Source organism: Aeromicrobium sp. P2_G6 (assembly GCF_056403535.1).
Genome location: NZ_JBFUFH010000005.1, coordinates 76614 through 92974, shown reverse-complemented (window position 1 = coordinate 92974; position 16361 = coordinate 76614). Strand labels below are relative to the sequence as shown.

At 64.6% G+C, this 16361-nt stretch carries 14 protein-coding genes and 1 pseudogene; 2 read left to right on the top strand and 13 right to left on the bottom strand.

The window, feature by feature from the left end:
* Positions 1 to 27: 27 nt before the first annotated feature.
* Positions 28 to 1140, top strand: coding sequence for an alpha-hydroxy acid oxidase (locus AC1DVU_RS16100; RefSeq protein ID WP_476923470.1), 1113 nt, complete (start codon positions 28 to 30; stop codon positions 1138 to 1140).
* A 172-nt stretch (positions 1141 to 1312) separates the two neighbouring features.
* On the opposite strand, the gene AC1DVU_RS16095 is transcribed toward AC1DVU_RS16100, so the two are convergent.
* Positions 1313 to 2194 carry an NAD(P)-dependent oxidoreductase gene (locus tag AC1DVU_RS16095; RefSeq protein ID WP_476923469.1) on the bottom strand — a complete coding sequence of 294 codons (882 nt, stop codon included), beginning with the start codon at positions 2192 to 2194 and terminating at the stop codon, positions 1313 to 1315.
* 184 nt (positions 2195 to 2378) lie between these two features.
* Positions 2379 to 3911: a PucR family transcriptional regulator gene (locus AC1DVU_RS16090; protein WP_476923468.1), complete on the bottom strand. Its 1533-nt coding sequence runs from the start codon at positions 3909 to 3911 to the stop codon at positions 2379 to 2381.
* Positions 3912 to 4299: 388 nt separating this feature from the next.
* Here AC1DVU_RS16090 and AC1DVU_RS16085 point away from each other — a divergent pair, with 388 nt between their 5' ends.
* Positions 4300 to 4974 (top strand): SDR family NAD(P)-dependent oxidoreductase, encoded by a 675-nt coding sequence (locus AC1DVU_RS16085; protein ID WP_476923467.1) that lies wholly within the window; start codon positions 4300 to 4302, stop codon positions 4972 to 4974.
* 254 nt (positions 4975 to 5228) lie between these two features.
* Here AC1DVU_RS16085 and AC1DVU_RS16080 read toward each other — a convergent pair whose 3' ends face one another.
* From AC1DVU_RS16080 to AC1DVU_RS16030, 11 genes and pseudogenes are all read right to left on the bottom strand, one after another.
* Entirely contained in the window at positions 5229 to 5882 is a 654-nt protein-coding gene (locus AC1DVU_RS16080) for an NAD(P)H-binding protein (protein ID WP_476923466.1), read from the bottom strand.
* Between the two features lie 306 nt (positions 5883 to 6188).
* Entirely contained in the window at positions 6189 to 6854 is a 666-nt protein-coding gene (locus tag AC1DVU_RS16075; protein WP_476923465.1) for an NAD(P)H-binding protein, read from the bottom strand.
* Between the two features lie 47 nt (positions 6855 to 6901).
* Entirely contained in the window at positions 6902 to 8449 is a 1548-nt protein-coding gene (locus tag AC1DVU_RS16070; protein ID WP_476923464.1) for a sugar ABC transporter ATP-binding protein, read from the bottom strand.
* Positions 8446 to 9510 carry an ABC transporter permease gene (locus tag AC1DVU_RS16065; RefSeq protein ID WP_476923463.1) on the bottom strand — a complete coding sequence of 355 codons (1065 nt, stop codon included), beginning with the start codon at positions 9508 to 9510 and terminating at the stop codon, positions 8446 to 8448. The genes AC1DVU_RS16070 and AC1DVU_RS16065 overlap by 4 nt, the downstream gene beginning before the upstream one ends.
* Entirely contained in the window at positions 9495 to 10643 is a 1149-nt protein-coding gene (locus AC1DVU_RS16060; RefSeq protein WP_476923462.1) for a sugar ABC transporter substrate-binding protein, read from the bottom strand. The genes AC1DVU_RS16065 and AC1DVU_RS16060 overlap by 16 nt, the downstream gene beginning before the upstream one ends.
* Before the next feature lie 73 nt (positions 10644 to 10716).
* Positions 10717 to 10956, bottom strand: a complete 240-nt coding sequence (locus AC1DVU_RS16055; protein WP_476923461.1) for a biotin/lipoyl-containing protein — start codon at positions 10954 to 10956, stop codon at positions 10717 to 10719.
* Positions 10956 to 11921, bottom strand: a complete 966-nt coding sequence (locus AC1DVU_RS16050) for an alpha-ketoacid dehydrogenase subunit beta (RefSeq protein WP_476923460.1) — start codon at positions 11919 to 11921, stop codon at positions 10956 to 10958. The genes AC1DVU_RS16055 and AC1DVU_RS16050 overlap by 1 nt, the downstream gene beginning before the upstream one ends.
* Before the next feature lies 1 nt (position 11922).
* Positions 11923 to 12885, bottom strand: a complete 963-nt coding sequence (locus AC1DVU_RS16045; protein ID WP_476923459.1) for a thiamine pyrophosphate-dependent dehydrogenase E1 component subunit alpha — start codon at positions 12883 to 12885, stop codon at positions 11923 to 11925.
* Positions 12886 to 13616: 731 nt separating this feature from the next.
* Positions 13617 to 13801: pseudogene (locus AC1DVU_RS16040) on the bottom strand (pyridoxal 5'-phosphate synthase lyase subunit PdxS); the annotation flags it as partial.
* Positions 13802 to 14246: 445 nt separating this feature from the next.
* Complete coding sequence (locus tag AC1DVU_RS16035; protein ID WP_476923458.1) at positions 14247 to 15548, bottom strand: Glu/Leu/Phe/Val family dehydrogenase; 1302 nt, start codon at positions 15546 to 15548, stop codon at positions 14247 to 14249.
* Positions 15545 to 15934: a hypothetical protein gene (locus AC1DVU_RS16030; RefSeq protein WP_476923457.1), complete on the bottom strand. Its 390-nt coding sequence runs from the start codon at positions 15932 to 15934 to the stop codon at positions 15545 to 15547. Before AC1DVU_RS16030 ends, AC1DVU_RS16035 begins: the two co-directional genes overlap by 4 nt.
* Positions 15935 to 16361 lie beyond the last annotated feature (427 nt).

Genomic DNA, 16361 nt, shown 5'->3' with positions numbered 1-16361 from the left:
GAAGCAGCTCTGGCCAGGTGCGGCGACGTGTGGGACGTTCGCGCACTGGCCCGGCGGCGCGTTCCTCGGATGGTGTTCGACTTCGTCGACGGCGCCGCCGACACCGAGGCAAGCCTGACCAGGGCTCGCGATACTTTCGCGCGGCTCGAGTTCTCGCCCCGGGCTCTCCGGGACGTCAGCCAGGTGAACCTCGACGTCGAGCTGCTCGGCAAGCCCAGCGCGTTGCCCTTCTTCTTCGCGCCCACCGGGGCGACTCGGCTGATGCACGCCAGCGGCGAGAGCGGTGTTGCCGCGATCGCCGCCGAACTGGGCATTCCGTACTGCCTCTCGACACTCGGGACTACGTCGGTCGAGGACCTCGCCTCCGCCGCGCCCCGAGCACGTCGGTGGTTCCAGCTCTACCTGATGGCCGATCGAGCACAGACGCTGGACGCACTTGCTCGCGCACGTGCCTGCGGGTTCGACACGCTCATACTTGCTGTCGACACGCCCGTACCAGGACGGCGTAACCGCGACGTGCGCAATGGGTTGGTCGTACCACCGCGTCTGACGTGGCGTTCCGTCATGGACATCGCAGGTCATCCCGCGTGGTGGGTCGACAAGTTGACGACGCCGCCCGTCGAGTTCGCGATGATCGAAGCGAAGTCCGAACAACCCGCGCAACGCATGGCACGCGTGTTCGATCCCACCATCACTGTCGCCGACGTGGAGTGGCTGCGAGCTCAGTGGTCCGGACCGATGGTCGTCAAGGGCGTTCAATCGGTCGACGACGCACGCATCGTGGCAGCGGCCGGTGCTGACGCAGTCCACCTGTCCACGCACGGCGGTCGTCAGCTCGACCGCGCTCCGCTGCCCTTCGAGCTCCTACCTCAGGTCCGCGAGATCCTCGACCCGAAGGTCCAGGTGTTCGTGGACGGCGGCGTGCTGTCCGGCTCCGACCTCGCAGCCTGCCTGGCAGAGGGTGCCGACGCCGTGGCGATCGGGCGCGCGTACCTGTACGGGTTGATGGCTGGTGGCCCCCTCGGAGTTCGCCGGGTCGCAGAGCTCCTCCGCAATGAGCTGAGCACTACGATGGCCCTTCTTGGCTGCTCATCAGTAGCCGAGCTGCGCGGCGTGCCGGTTCGGCTCCGCGAGGCATGAACACGCTCGCCCCGGAGCTCTGAGCCCATGACCGTGGCGAACGTCCAGCCGGTTGCAGGTCGTGGTCGCCCAGCGTCGCACCGTAGCGAGCGCCACGAAGGCCCTGGACGAGCGTTCGACCCATGGGTCTCACGCTCGTCCAGGGCCTTCTGCCTCAATGAGACGTCGACGCTCAGCGCCGCAGGTGCTCGAAAAGGGCAGCGATGTCCTTGTCGCCGTCTCCGGCAGCGATCGCTTGCTGCATCAGGTCCTTCAGCAGAGGTGCGAAACCTGCATCCAATCCTGCCTTCGCCATGAAGGGCAGATCGAGAACATGGTCGTACGACGCCATGTGGGTGGAGATCGGGGCCTCGTCTCCGGAGTAGTCGCGATGCTGGATCCGTGCGCTCTCGTCCCGCACCGCCTCGTCGATGAAGCGTGCCAACGCACCATCACCGGAGGACGTGACGCGCGACATCTCGATGCCTTGAGCCTCTGCGTACGCGGTCGCGAACAACAGACCGTAGAGGGAGGAGTAGTACATCCAGATCGCGCAGGTGGCGTAGATGCTGGGGTGGCTGACGTCTTCTCCGACGTACTGCACGGCCCCGACGACATCGAGCGCTTCGCGGTGTCGCTCCATGACCTCGCTCGGTCCGGCGCAGAAGATCAAGCCGAAATCAGTGCCGATGCCGCGGGGATAGCTCAGCGTGTATCCCTTCAGGTACTCGATCCCCTGCTTCTGCGCCCACTCCGCCTCAGCGAGGCTGTCCTTCACGCTCGCCGACGTGAGTTGAGCGAGCGTGCGCCCGCGCAACGCCTCGGACGTTCGGCTGTCACCCAGAACTGCAGAGCTCACCTCCATGCTGGACAACGTCACGATCACGAGATCGCTGGCCTCGACGGCCTCGACGGCCGAAGACGCTGCCGTCGCGCCGAGAGCCTCGAGCTCAGCTGTCCTGGCGCGTGTCCTGTTCCAGACCGTCACGCGATAGCCCGCTCGAAGTAGGCTCCGCGCGACGGCGGACCCGATGGGGCCGACCCCCACGACCGAAACCGACAGATTGTCCGTCATCCAGACCTCCTCAGCCCTGTGCCCGCCCCGCGCTCGACGCGGGACGGTGACTCCATACTCCTCACACGTCTCATCGGTGAGGAGTGCGGCCGTGTACAACATGCGACACGGCCCTTGTGTCGCGGTACAGCCGCGCCGTGCCGAGATCAACGTCAGGCAAGCCGATGGTCGACCCTTCCCGCGATCATCCCGGTTCTGCGGTCTTCTGGTCACCTGTCTGCAACACGTTCAGGGTCTGCACAGCCAGCCAGAAGGCGCTGATGTCAGGGGTCCTGCTCAATGATCGCCCCGTCAGCTGCTGGATCCTCTGGAGCCGGTAATGAACCGTCTGGGTGTGAACGAACAGCTCCTCGGCGGTTCGCTTGGGCGAGCGGTCGCACTCCAGATACGTCGAGAGCGTGTGGACCATGTTGCTTCCGGACTCCTCGTCGTAACGCAGCAGCGGACCGAGGACAAGATCCACGATGTGCTCCGACTCGAGGAGTGTGCGGGGAAGCAGCGTCGGTCCCGCGGCCGAATAGGTCGAGACGCCCGACTCGTCCAGCGCGACGGTCTCGAGAGCCCACCGAGCCTGACGACTGGCGTCGAGCAGCGCGCTCAACCGTACGAACGGATCACTGATGCCGGCGCGCAGCGTCGTCATCGCGCTCAACGTCTCCAGATCGTCTCGTCGTCCGTCGTCCGCATGGAGCAGCACCATCACCGAGGTCATTCGAGTCACCAGATGGGGAATGTTCCTCACTCGCCAGTACCGGGAGATCCTGTCCGCAGATTGACTGGACGTCTCGATGGCGATGCACATGTACGGCGGTTCGATTCCGCGCCGCTTCAGCGCGATTCCGAGAGCAGCGGGATCCAGTTCGCTCTGGAGTGCCTGGGACAACAGGGACCAACCCATTCGCCACTCCTCGACGAAGCGGGCGTCGACGAGGGCGAGCTCCATTGCGCAGGCGGCCGCTGCGTGCTCGAGCAAGGTCAACCTCGGGGCCTCGCCGCGCCAGTGCTCAGCGAGCAGGTAGATCGGCCGTTCGACCGGAACTGGGACAGCCAGGCTCTTGCGCGCGCCTGCCTTCAACGAGGCGAATCGAGAGGCCGCGCCGTGCCGATCGAGCAAGTGCTGTGAGAGCTCGTCGCGCCACACGACATCAGGGGCCGTGGTGTCGGAGAAGACTGGTGCCCAGAAGTCGCTCTCGAATAACCACAGTCGACAACCCACGACGTCGCCCAGTGCCTCGAGGAACTGCGCGCTCGACCTGGCGCTCTGGAGCCCAGACCGAACTGCATCGTGTATGCGCATGATCGTGCTGACCGTGCGCCCCTCCGGACCATCGTTCGCGCGAATGACGAGACGGGACAGCTCCACCCATGACGTCTGCGGATGCACCGACAGCACTGGCAGGTTCAGTCGCTCCGCCGCGGCGAGGAACTCGTCCGTGAATTGGGTGTAGTCGTCACCGACCACCAGACCGCTGAGCCCCGCGGCAACCATCCTCTCGGCGAAGTCGACCTGAGCGGCAGCGCTGTCGGGGATGATGGCACCCGTCGTGAGGACGAGGTCCGCAGGTTCCAGCCAGTCCCACGGGGCAGGGTGGTCGACGACGTGCGCCCACGAGACGGGCCGATCGACTCCGCCGTGGCCTGCCAGGAGACGTATACGCAGCTGGGGCATCGCGGTCAGCTCCCGCACCGTTATGCCCGTGAACAATTCGCTCGTCATAAGAGTACAGAATCTCCTCATGCAGTGCGTGGTGGACATCATAGCGATGGATGAACTCCGGCGTTCCCACTGGCGATCCCGACACCTGTCGCCGACCGTGCGTCCCTCGGTCCCCCACCTCACGGCACGGAGCCTCGCCCCGGGGACATCGCCCGGTCGCCCGGTCGCGATCAGCTGCGCCGCACGGGCGGCTCGCAACGCCCCTGGTCGCCCACAAGCGCCGGGGTCGCTACACCACCCTTATCACCCGGCACAGCGTGCAGCCCAGAAGCCCTAGGGAGCGCTAGTCGACGGCAGTTATCCGCACGATGTTTGATGAAGCCGACGGCGTGACTTCACCGACCGTCACCGCGCTCACTGCAGCGGTTGGACCGGAAGGTGTTTCGTCATGGCGCAGCTCGTCGTTGTCACTGGTAGTACGCAGGGCCTCGGCCATGCGGTTGCACGCCGCTTTCTCGAAACCGGCGCGACCGTCGTCGGCCTCGACATCCACGTGCCCGAGGCAGCACCGTTCCAGACCATCGCGACGGACATCACCGACCAGGATGACGTGGCCCGCGCCTTCGAACAGATCAGTCATGAGCACGGGCCCGTCTCGATCTGCGTCAACGCGGCTGGGGTGTATCCCCGGTCCACCATCGCTGACTTCACGTCAGAGACCTACCGGCGCTTGTTCGACATCAACGTCTGGGGTACGTGGCTCGTCGCAGCGAGCTTCGCCGATGCGGCCGCGAGCGGTGGTGTCCTGCTCAACGTCGCGTCGGTCGACGGGATCGTTCCAGAGCCCAAGTCACTGCTGTACAGCGCCTCCAAAGCGGCCGTGATCAACTTGACCACCGGCATCGCTGACGAGCTGGCCCAGCGCGGCCTGAGAGTCATCGGTATCGCTCCCGGCTACATCGCCACCGACACGGTTCGTGCCTTGGCCGGTTCCCTCCCTGAAGGCACGTCAGAGCCGGCGACCGTCGCCGAGGCGGTCTTCCGGCTGACCGCTGACGGTGGAGTGCCGCTCGTGTCCGGCGACACGGTCGTCGTACGCACACGGCAGAACCTGGACGCGTGACAGCTCGAGCTACCGCACGGCGGCGCCGCGGCGGCTCGCTCCGCGCTTCCGGACTCACCGCCTGGTGACCCCTCCCCCGTCTGCGGGCGGGCTGCACTGATGCGGCTACGTGGATGCGCCAGCTCCCCGACCTCGCCGCGGTCGTCGACGAGGAACCCGCCAGCCGCCGACGTCCGTAGCGACCAGAGCACTTGCCGGATGCGGACTCGCACCCGCGACCGGTGCGCAGAGGTCCGTGATGCTGCCGTATCCCTTCAGTCGCGACCGATGCGATGCACCGCGTCCGCAATGGCAGTGTCGCCGGAGCTGAGCTCGAGGATCTGGCGGCTGACGCGCGACTCGTGCAGGAGCTCGACCAGCAACGCGGCGAGGTCCTCACGGGCGACGTGGCCCTGCACCTCGGCAGCGCCCACCGACACCGCACCGTGACCCGTGCCATCGACGAGCAGCGTCGGACGCACGATCACCCAGTCGAGGATGCTGCGCGTCACCGAGACCTCCGCAGTCTTCTTGACCAGGTAGTAGTACTCGAACTCCTCCCCCAGATTGAGCGCACGCCCCTGCTCAGGGAAGACCGAGATGAGGATGAAGCGTTTGACGCCGGCCAGTGCGGCGCCCTCCATGGCGGTGATGACTCCGTCTCCATCGACACTCTTCGTCACACGGAGCGCGCCACCATCAGACCCAGCCGCGTAGACGATGGCGTCGGCTCCGCTCACCGCCTTGGCGAACTCACGAGCCTCCATCGTCTCGAGGTCGCCGACGGTCGAAGCGACGCCCATCGCTGCCAAGCTCGACTGAAGCGCTGGCCTGCGAACCAGGCCTGCGACTGAATCTCCGCGTCGTAGTAACTTCTCGGCGAGCAAGCCGCCGGTGGCCCCGCTGATCCCGATGACGAAGACCCTCATACGTTCTCCTCATCTCGAGCGATGGATAGGACCCTGCCCCGCCGTCTGCGCCACGACGACACACGGACGGTGTCGTCGTGGCCGGCAGGTCCCGTGGAACAGGGATTCACAGCAATTCTGGCCTTCGCGGCTTCACGACCACACGGGCACGTGGAGCCCGATCAGGCGGACGGGACCTCTCGACCACGAGGTTCACCATCATGCGGCGCGCATCGGGCACGAGAGATCGCCTACGTGCTCCGTCGTCGAGCACTGACGTCCCGCGAACGAGCGACCACTGCTGCGAGCGATCTTCGTGCCGCCGGATCACACCGGGACCTCAGACCTAAGGTTCGCCTGGACCGCATCGCGGATGGGCGTCTCACCGTTGTCCAGCTCAAGGATCTGCCGGCTGATGCGAGGCTCGGCCAGGAGCTCGACCAGCGTCAGAGCGACGTCTTCACGGGTGATGTCGTTGTGGATCTCGGCGGGCCCCATCGAGACGGTGCCCTTGGCCGGATCATCGAGCAGCAGCGACGGTCGCAGGATGACCCAGTCGAGCGAGCTGCGCACCACGGCCACGTCCGCCTGCTTCTTGATCATGAAGTAGTGCTCGAGCTCTTCGCCCAGATCCCGCTCTCGCCACGACTCCGGCAGGACAGACACGAGGATGAATCGACTGACATCGGCGATCGTGGCAGCCTCGATGGTCTTGACCACGCCCTCGCCGTCGATGGCTTCGGTGACAGACATGGGCTGGCCGTTGGAACCCGCGGTGTACACGATGGCGTCCGCACCAGCGATCGCCTCAGCCAGCTCATCGGATGTCATCGTCTCGAGCTCGCCGACGATCGCGTCTACGCCTCTCTCGCTCAGACGATCACGCTGCTCGACACGTCGCACGAGCCCAGAAACCGTGGTGCCATTCGAAACCAATCGGTCAGCAAGCATGCCACCGATGGCTCCGCTGACACCAAAAATAAATACCTTCATCTTCACTCCTAGGACTGTTGTCATGTAGTTCGGCCAGGTGGCCACCGTCACGCGACGGGGTTTTCGACCTTCAGCACGCCCGAATGAGCCAGTTCGTTGAGCCGCGCCTCAGTCAGTTCGTCGCCATCGCAGCTCGCGATGATCACGCCGTCGCGCAGTACGACGACGCGGTCACAAACAGTCGCCAACTCCGCGAAGTCGGACGACACGACGACCACCGCCGTAGAATCGAGAGAGTCTCGAATCAGGCTCCAAATCTCGTGGCGGGCGCCGATGTCGACGCCCTGCGTGGGCTCGTCGAGGAGCAGGACGCCGGGGGCGCGCCGAAGCCATCTCGCGAGCACGACCTTCTGCTGATTTCCGCCCGAGAGCGTGCCGAAGATGGCCTTCTCGGACGACGCCTTGACGAGATATGACGACATGAGACCGCGAGCGGTTCGACGCTCGTCGCTCGCGTCGAATCTCCCCCGGCGCCAGAACCCCCTCAGGTGCCCGGCAAACAGATTCTCGCTGACACTCAGGCTGTCGAAGGCTGCCTCGGCGCGTCGATCCTCAGGAATCAGCGCGATGCCAGCCTTCACGGCATCGCTCGGACGCCGGAGACGGAGCGGCGTCCCTCCGAGCTCGATCGACCCGGACTCGACCCGGCCGAGCCCGAAGAGCGACGTGAGCAAGGTCGAGCGCCCTGAGCCCAAGGTCCCGGCAATCCCCAGAACCTCGCCTTCATTCGCGGTGAAGCTCACACCCTTGATGGGCCCCACCTCGAGCTCCCGTACTTCGAGTCGGGGGACCTTAACCGCGCGCACGGGTCGAGCTGCCATCGTGGACTCCATCGCGCGACCGGCGATCAGCGTTGCCAGAGAGTTCTGGTCGAATTCGTCCAGCGTCGCCGTGACTCGCCCGTCCCGCAGGATCGTGACTCGGTCCGCAACTGCCTCCACCTCGTCCAGGCGATGCGTGACGAGCAAGATCGACTGGCCGCCTGCGGCGAATCGTTCGAGCGAATCGAGCAGGAGCGTGACTTCTGTCTTGGGAAGAGCGGCCGTCGGTTCATCCAGGACGAGGATCCCGGAGTCAGCGCTGTCCTGATCTTGAAGTGCTCGTGCAATGGCAACGACCATCTTCGCGGCCGGGCTGAGTGACGACATCGGCTGATCGGGGTCGCAGTCGAGGCCGAAGCGTTCGAGCACCGTCAGGGCCCGCGCACGGAGGGATCGATAGCTGATCGCCCCCAGTCGACTCGTCTCGAAACCGCGCCCGATCGCCAGATTCTCGGCAACTGAGAGTGTCGAGAACGTCGAGTCCTGCTGATGCACGAAGGTGATGTTGGATTCTGCGGCCTTTCGTGGCGAGAGCTCACTCACATCGAATGAAGCGCCCGACACCGATACCGAACCGGCGTCTGCCTTGACGACGCCGGCCAGCACCTTGATGAGGGTCGACTTTCCGCACCCGTTGCCGCCGAGCAAGGCGTGGATCGACATGGGCTGGACATCGAAGGAAACGTCATCGAGCGCCTGTGTACCCCCGAAGGCCTTGCTCAGGCCCGCGATACGGAGACTGGGCTCCAGGTTCGCCACAATCTCTGCGCTCATGAGGTCACTCGTCGACGCCCGAGGAAGACCGACAGGCCGACGCCGGCGATGAGCGCGATGCCGTTCGCGAAGTTGTAGACGTAGTTGCTGGCACCGGCCAGGTTGAGCCCACTGTTGAGAACCGCCAAGAACACGATCGCCACGACAGCACCCCAGACGTTGTAGCGGCCAGGCTTGATCGCCGCGACACTGAGGAACGCCGCTGCCAGAGCGGGCAAAGTGAAGCTCTCACCCACGCGAGGGTTGGCCGTCCCCGACACGGCCACCTGGAGAGCGCCGGCGAGGCCACACAGGAGCCCAGACAGTACGAACGTCGACAGGACGATCCGATCGACCGGCAGGCCAACGAGCTCCGCTGCCTTCCGGTTGGCCCCGATGGCATACAGGTACCGCCCGAACGGGGTCTGTCGCAGCAGGTAATACGCCGCCGCAGCAACGCCCACTGCGACAAGTACCGCGTTCGGCACTGACAGAGTCTTGCCTGTCCCGAGGGCAATCACACTGTCCGGAATTCCCGCGACGATGCTCGACCCTCCCGACTTCCACTGCACGACTCCGGCAAGAATCGCGGCTGTCGCCAGAGTCGTCACGAATGAGTTCACCCGAACCACCGTGATCAAGAAGCCGTTCACCAGTCCGACGAGGCCGCCCAGCAGGACCGCCAAGGCGAGCGCCGCCACCGGCGACCATCCCGCGGCCAGCGAGGAGCCGAAGAATATCGACGTCATGCCGGCGTTGGCCCCGACCGAGAGGTCGAACTCCTCGCACACCAGCGGGATGAGCGCCGCCATGCACACCACCACGACGACAGCCTGCGCCGTGAGGGTCACCTGCACGTTTCCAGGGCTCAGGAAGACCTCGCGCGTTTGCGGCAGGACACCGAACAGACCGATGAAGACGATCGTGAAGGCTACGAGAGCATAGGCCTCGAACCAGTGAGAGATCTTGCGTCCGGAACGGCCGGTCCCGGCGCGCCTGGCGGCGGACGTTTCCCCCGCGACATCCTCGTCAATGCCCTCGTCACCTGATAACAGCCGGGCGTCGCTCACTTCACACCCCATGCCTTCTTGTAGAGGCCCCGGTAGTCGACCGGCGGCTCGTACCCGCCGGACCTCGGGGTGTTGTGGTCGGCGTCCCACACCTGGATCCCGATACCACTGGAGACAGGAGGCTCACCGGCGAAGATCCTCAGGAGTGAGTCGATCGCGGCCCAGCCCTCCCAGGTGGTGGCGGTACCGACGCCCCCGACGATCTCGGTGTTGCCCTTGCGGAAGACATCCAACAGGGACTCCTGGCCCTCGCCGGAGATGATCTTGGCCTTCGGCGCGCTGATCTTGGCCGCCGTCAGGACTCCGCCCGTCAGCGTGCCATCGGCATCGACTCGGATGAGGTTCGTCTCCGGGCGCTGCAACAACGCCTGCTGGGCCTTCTCCTGATAGCCCTCTGACGCTTGAGCCAGCGTGTAGTTGACGACATGGTCGTCGCACTTCGCGCACTTGTCTTCCAGGTACTTCTGGTAGGCATCGGAGATGACCACCGAAGCGCCGAGCTCGTTGATGAAGAAGCTCATCGAGTGAGTGTTGTCGCCAGATTTCGCGAGGGCGAGCTTCGCCTGCGCAGTACCGTACGACTTGAACCAGTCCAGGAGCGAGCCCTCGACATAGCTCACGACAGACGTGAAGAGCTGAGGTCCACCATTGTCCTTGAATCGGATGTTCTGGTTGCAGTCCCGCGCTTCGGCGGTGACGACCGGGATACCTGCGTTCTTCGCCTCCTGCAGCGGCTGCTTGAAGTACTCACAGTCCAATGCGTAGACGAAGATGCCGTCGGCCTTCGCAGCGATGGCTTGGCGGATCGCTTGCCCGGCATTGTTGAAGTCGCCCTTGCTGTCGATCAGCGTCGTCTTCCACCCCAGGGATCGAGCAGCGTCCCGAGCACCGGTGATGGACGTGACACAGAAGGGGATCGACTGCCCACACGAGATGAGATAGATCGACTTGTCGGAATCGTGTGCCGGGGCCGACGATGGTGGGTTCTCGAAGGTTCCTTCGAAGATGCTGTCGAGAGCGCCAACGTCGACGACCTTGCCGGCGTCCGACGTGTTCGTCCCGCCGTTCGCGCAGCCGCTCAAGAAGAGGGCTAGCGTGACGGCAAGGATTCCCAACTGCCTGCGAGCGTACCGTGGGTGACTCATGATGCTTCTCCTTCTGTGAGGGCTGCTCATCGCTTGGATGCGACGATCGAGGTGGTCGGCCGTGACTCAGCCGCTAGCTGGTGGCCTCCTCGATAGTCGCCACGACGGTGCCGACCGGCACCCGGTCCCCTTCGCTGACGAGGAGGGCTGTGATGACGCCGTCGACCGGCGCTTCGATCTCGGCGTTGGCCTTGTCGGTCTCCACCACGAGGATGGGGTCGTCCTCGGAGACGACCGCACCCACCTCCACCAGCCACTCTGCGATCAGGCCCTCCTGCATGGAGACGCCCCACTTCGGCAACTCGATGTCCATTACTTCCCCGCCACCTTCAGGACGGCGTCGCGCACCTTCGCTGCGGAGGTCAGGACCTCGTTCTCGAGCGGCGGGCTGTACGGGACCGGGACATCGGGCCACGTCACCCGGCTCGGGGCGGTCCGCAGGCTCGCGAAGCAGTTCTCGACGACCTTCGTCACTACCTCCGCAGCGGCGCCGCAGGTCTGACGACCGGGCTCGACGACAACGAGGCGGCCGGTCTTCTCGACCGAGGCGTAGACCGCGTCCCAGTCGAACGGGACCAAGGTGCGAGGATCGATGACCTCGACCGACACCTGTCCCTCGAGCTCCTCGGCGGCGGCGAGCGCTTGGTCCACGGCCGACGCGAATGCGACGACGGTGACTTCTTCCCCCGACCGGCGCGTCGTGGCCTTCCCGAAGGGGATGGGCACCAGCGGATCAGCTACTTCACCCCTGTTCCCCATCAACGAGACGTCGATGAGGAACGCCACCGGATTGGGGTCTTGGATCGAGGTGAGGAGCAGCCCCGCAGCATCTGCGGCAGTGCTCGGCATGACCACCTTGATGCCAGCTGCCTGCATCAGCATGGCGTGAGGATTCTCGGAGTGCTGGGCAGCGGCGGATCCGCCCGGGCCCGTCACCGCGATCATGACCATCGGAACCTGGACCTGCCCACCCGACATGAACCGCAACCGTGCAGCCTGATTCGCGACTTGATCGAAGGCGACGTAGAAGAAGCTGGAGAACATCAGGTCGAAGACGGGCTTGGCTCCGCAGGCCGCGGCTCCGACCGACGTACCGAGAACTGTGGCTTCGGAGATCGGAGTGTTGCGGACCCTTCTCGGCCCGAACGACTCGTACAGCCCCTTCTCGACTCCGAATGCTCCGCGCTCGACATCTTCTCCCAGGACGATGACAGCGGGGTCTTCCTTCATGGCGAGCTCGATGGCACTACGCATCGCGTCTGTGACGAACATTTCCATTTCACTTCACCTCTGCGTAGAGATTGTCGAGGGCACTGGAGGGGTCAGGGAACTCGCTGTTCTCAGCGAACTTGACTGCGGCTTTCATCTCGGCGAGAGCCGTGGACTCCATCGCGGCAACCGCCTCGGCGTCGATGAGGCCCTCCTCGATCAGACGAGCCGTGTACAGAGGGATGGGATCGCGCTGCATCCAGCTCTCCATCTCCTCGGCGGGGCGGTAGTCGCCGGCGAAGGCTTCCTCTCCCTGGTTGTGTCCGTGGTGCCGATACGTCTTGGCTTGGATGAAGGACGGGCCTCCACCAGCGCGTGCACGATCGACGGCCGCCGAGGCGGCTTCGCGGACAGCGATCACGTCGTTGCCATCGACCGTGACGCTGGGCATGCCGAAGCTGGCGGCCCGGTCGGCGATGTCAGTGGCGCTGATCGTGTCCGTGGGCATCCACTCGGCGTAGCCGTTGTTCTCGCACATGTAGATGATGGGCAGGTTCCACAGTGCGCTCAGGTTCATCGACTCGAACAGAACCCCCTGCCCGGTGGCTCCGTCTCCGAAGAATGCCACCGTCACGTGAGGACGGTCGAAGGTCACGTCAGCGAGTGCCGCCCCCGTTGCCAGGGGGATGCCTCCCGCGACGATTCCGTTGGCGCCGAGGATGCCCAGCTCGAAATCGAAGATGTGCATGGATCCGCCGCGTCCACGGCAGTACCCGTCGACCCGGCCGAAGATCTCAGCCATCATCCGACTGGGTTCGGCACCCTTGGCCAGGATGTGGCCGTGGCCACGGTGCGTGCTCGTGATCCGATCCTTGGGGCCAAGAACTGAGCATGCTCCCACCGCTACCGCTTCCTGCCCCGAGTACAGGTGGACAAACCCAGGAAGCTTGCCGCGCTTGAAGAGCTTGGAAAGCATGTTCTCGAAGGCGCGAATGCGCACCATCGACTCCAGCAATTGAAGTCTCTCGTCCATCAGGTCAGTCCTGTCCTTAATCGTTGTAGCGCGTGTCCTGCGGGTGCTGCGCCCAGCTACGCTTCGGGCTCGAGCTTCCCTGCGCCAGTCCCTAGCTGGTCCTTCGCTGGCTTCTATGATGATGACTTCGTTCGCCTACAGCGTCGATTGGATCAGGGGAGTAAAACCCGGCTGAAGACTATGGCCGCGCACAGTCACGTCCCACTTTCAAATGACGGGGTCACGCGGGTCACGGTCGGCGGGGGTCAGCCGAGTGCCAGGAAGGCTCCGTCACCCAGACGACTGCCGACGATCCGCGCTTCGATAGATCGACCGGTTCGATAGCAGCCCGGATATTTGCAACCACCCGGACCCCGCGCTCCCCTTCTCCTCCTGAAACAGCCAGACATCGGACAGCCAATGCCGTGCTGATGCGCCTGCGCATTCCAGGACCGACGACCTTCCGAGGACCCGTCCCAGGCGAGGGGTGCCAGGGCCAGCCACATGATCAGCTCGCACTCCCAAAGGGCTGCCCCGCCGACTAAGGCACGGAGGCACAGGTACTAGACCCGGTCCTGTTGGCGAAACCCAGGGCGTCGGGGTGCCGCGTTCCCACCCCGCGTTACCGCTGGAATCAGCCGCTCAGGACACCCGACGGCAGACCTGTTGGGCGGGGCGTCGTGACATCGTGATCACCGATCTGCACCGACTCTGCATGTGTTCATTCTTTTGCCGCGAACTCTCGTGCAGGGGACGGCATCGATGATGCAGTCGATCATGTCGGGGTCGCTCATGCGGGACACCCCGCCCTGGGCGCGGATGTCGGCGGGACGCGCTCGAGAGCCATGACGGCCACCGCGCCGGCGTCCTCGGCGATCTTCGCCTGCTCGACAGAGACGACATCCATGATGACGCCGCCCTTGAGTATCTCGGCCACACCACGCTACACACGGCTGGTGCCGTGCGTAGTCTCTCGCGTTGCTACCGAACTCTCTTTTTATTGTTGCGGAGACCTCACGAGTTTCGTCTACCCGTTGCGCCGCGTACACCGGTCGGCGGACACCAGCGTCCATCCGTGGGCATGAGCCACGACGATGCGTTGCGCTCGCCCAGCTGCGGACGGGCGACATAGTCCACCAGTTGTCTGCGGGCACGCCTTGCAACCAGCGTGGCGGTCACCGTCACAAACGCGGACGTCCGCGACCTGATGGATGCCGAGCCCCGTTATATCCAGCGCGCATCCTTCGCTCCCTTAGCGAGGAGCGCGAGCTCCCGACCGCTGGCCTCGAACGTGCGCAGCACTCTACTCGCGCTGGGGGATCCGAAGGCGCGACTGTGACGCTGATCGAGGTCCGGAGGCCTCGTCGAAGCTGCAGTTGGGCTCACGGGTATAGGCCTCTCGCTCGATGCGCCTCCGCGACCGTCTTCACTGCCAGCGAAGTGGCAGCAGCGCGCAGGGTGAGGTCGTGCACCCTCGCGTGCTGTGTGACGCGGGTCCAAGCAAGCTTCATCCGCTCCTCGAGCCTCTGCTCAACCTCCTGCTCCCTCCACCAATAGGCCTGGTTGGCTTGGACCCACTCGAAGTACGACACGACCACTCCGCCGGCATTGGCGAGGATGTCAGGAACCACGAGAACGCCCGCCGCTCTCAATATCTCGTCGGCCATGGCGGTGGTCGGGCCGTTCGCGCCCTCCACAATGATTCGCGCGCGGATGCGATCGGCGTTTCGCTCGTTGATCACGCTCTCAACCGCCGCTGGAATTAGCACCGTGACGTCGAGTTCGAGAAGCGTTTCCTTGTCGGGCATGGACTCGCAGTCCGGGAAGTCGACCACCGACCCATGCGCTTCAACATGCGCCTCGAGCGCCGCGATGTCCAGGCCATCAGAACGGTGCACAGCGCCATACTGGTCGCTGACCGCCACCACTCGGGCTCCAGCTTGATGCAGAAGGCGCGCCGCACCAAGACCAACTTTGCCGAAACCCTGGATCGCGACAGAGGTGTCCCGGGGAAGCAGGCCGGCGTCGGCCAGGGCAGCCATAGTCACGTAGACGACGCCGTTCGACGTCGCCAGAAGACGTCCTTGGGAACCCCCTAAGCTGAGCGGCTTGCCGGTCACTACGCCGAGAACCGTGTGCCCGCGCGCGGCAGAGTAGGTGTCCATAACCCAAGCCATGGTTTGTTCGTCCGTACCGATGTCGGGCGCTGGGATGTCGGTGTTGGGTCCGAGCACAGGGGAGATCTCGCTGGTGTATCGGCGCGTTACGCGTTCGAGCTCTCCTTTGCTGTACTGCCGCGGGTCGATCGTGATGCCGCCTTTGGCGCCGCCGTACGGGACGTCGAGAAGTGCACACTTCCACGTCATCCACATCGCCAGGGCGCGTACCTCGTCGAGGTGCACATCCGGGCTGAAGCGGAGCCCACCTTTCGCCGGCCCTCGCGACAGATTGTGCTGCACCCGGTGGCCGGTAAATACCTCGATCGTCCCGTCGTCGCGGCGAAGCGGCACGCTGACCGTCACCTCACGACGAGGTACGGCAAGCATCGAATAGATGCTCTCCTCATAGCCCAGCACATCCACAGCTTGGCGCAGCTGCTTACGAGCGTCATCCAAAGGGTTTGTCAGAACCTTCGGAGGCACCGCGGCGTTGGACAGCACGCGCTTCGATCGCTCCGCAGTCATGATGAGTGACCGTTTGACGCGATGCAGGTCTGACGGCTCGGTGGCTGGACATCCACAACATCTGGAATGCTCGGCGGCTTTGCCTCGACGTGCACGGCAAGAGCTTCGATGCCAGGGCCAGGATCGTTCGTGACCGATAGGCACGAGGAGTGATCGGAGTGAGGGAGTGTCCGGTCGCTCGCCTCATGAGTCAGCCCACGCTCGCCGACAGAGCGAAAGACAGAGCACTTCATCCATTGCCGGACTGCGCCGGCACATGCCAGCCACGTCCTCACCAACCATGCAGACACGCCCGCGCAGGTAAACACCTCGATGATCCGGGCAGCCACCTGGACCTCTCCGATCGCGCCAGTCTGCTCGATCGCCGTCATCTCGATGTTTCTCATCAGGGTCGCCTACTTTCGTTGCTATGATTCCGGGCTCCAGGCCGACGCTGTAATTGCCATAGACCTTGACGATGATCCGGCTGTACGCCTCGGTCGATACCAGTGCGCATCGTGAAGCGCACACGGAGAGCCAGTTCCTGGCCCCGCTGCTCTAGGAGTCTGAGTAAGTCGGATCCCAAGCAGCTCGCCGTCAGGACGAGGAACTGTTCGGGCCCGTCCGACACGATTCCTCCGTCGATCGAATTGATGACACCGTAGGCAACGACCGGGACATCAGTCAGCAGGCGTTCTGACGAAATAGTGGCTCGCCTTTGTGTCCTCGGAGCAACTGCACAACATCGAGAACCCCTTGTTCGCTCAACGGGCGATCGGGGAGCCCGGCCCACCACGGACACTCGACCGCCTACAAGCCCGCACGAGTCGAGGT

What these genes read in the sequence shown, in the direction of transcription:
- AC1DVU_RS16095 (WP_476923469.1), bottom strand. Translation starts at nt 2,194, where the DNA reads ATGACGGACAATCTGTCGGTTTCGGTCGTGGGGGTCGGCCCCATCGGG.
- AC1DVU_RS16090 (WP_476923468.1), bottom strand. Translation starts at nt 3,911, where the DNA reads ATGACGAGCGAATTGTTCACGGGCATAACGGTGCGGGAGCTGACCGCG.
- AC1DVU_RS16085 (WP_476923467.1), top strand. Translation starts at nt 4,300, where the DNA reads ATGGCGCAGCTCGTCGTTGTCACTGGTAGTACGCAGGGCCTCGGCCAT.
- AC1DVU_RS16080 (WP_476923466.1), bottom strand. Translation starts at nt 5,882, where the DNA reads ATGAGGGTCTTCGTCATCGGGATCAGCGGGGCCACCGGCGGCTTGCTC.
- AC1DVU_RS16075 (WP_476923465.1), bottom strand. Translation starts at nt 6,854, where the DNA reads ATGAAGGTATTTATTTTTGGTGTCAGCGGAGCCATCGGTGGCATGCTT.
- AC1DVU_RS16070 (WP_476923464.1), bottom strand. Translation starts at nt 8,449, where the DNA reads ATGAGCGCAGAGATTGTGGCGAACCTGGAGCCCAGTCTCCGTATCGCG.
- AC1DVU_RS16065 (WP_476923463.1), bottom strand. Translation starts at nt 9,510, where the DNA reads ATGGGGTGTGAAGTGAGCGACGCCCGGCTGTTATCAGGTGACGAGGGC.
- AC1DVU_RS16060 (WP_476923462.1), bottom strand. Translation starts at nt 10,643, where the DNA reads ATGAGTCACCCACGGTACGCTCGCAGGCAGTTGGGAATCCTTGCCGTC.
- AC1DVU_RS16055 (WP_476923461.1), bottom strand. Translation starts at nt 10,956, where the DNA reads ATGGACATCGAGTTGCCGAAGTGGGGCGTCTCCATGCAGGAGGGCCTG.
- AC1DVU_RS16050 (WP_476923460.1), bottom strand. Translation starts at nt 11,921, where the DNA reads ATGGAAATGTTCGTCACAGACGCGATGCGTAGTGCCATCGAGCTCGCC.
- AC1DVU_RS16045 (WP_476923459.1), bottom strand. Translation starts at nt 12,885, where the DNA reads ATGGACGAGAGACTTCAATTGCTGGAGTCGATGGTGCGCATTCGCGCC.
- AC1DVU_RS16035 (WP_476923458.1), bottom strand. Translation starts at nt 15,548, where the DNA reads ATGACTGCGGAGCGATCGAAGCGCGTGCTGTCCAACGCCGCGGTGCCT.
- AC1DVU_RS16030 (WP_476923457.1), bottom strand. Translation starts at nt 15,934, where the DNA reads ATGAGAAACATCGAGATGACGGCGATCGAGCAGACTGGCGCGATCGGA.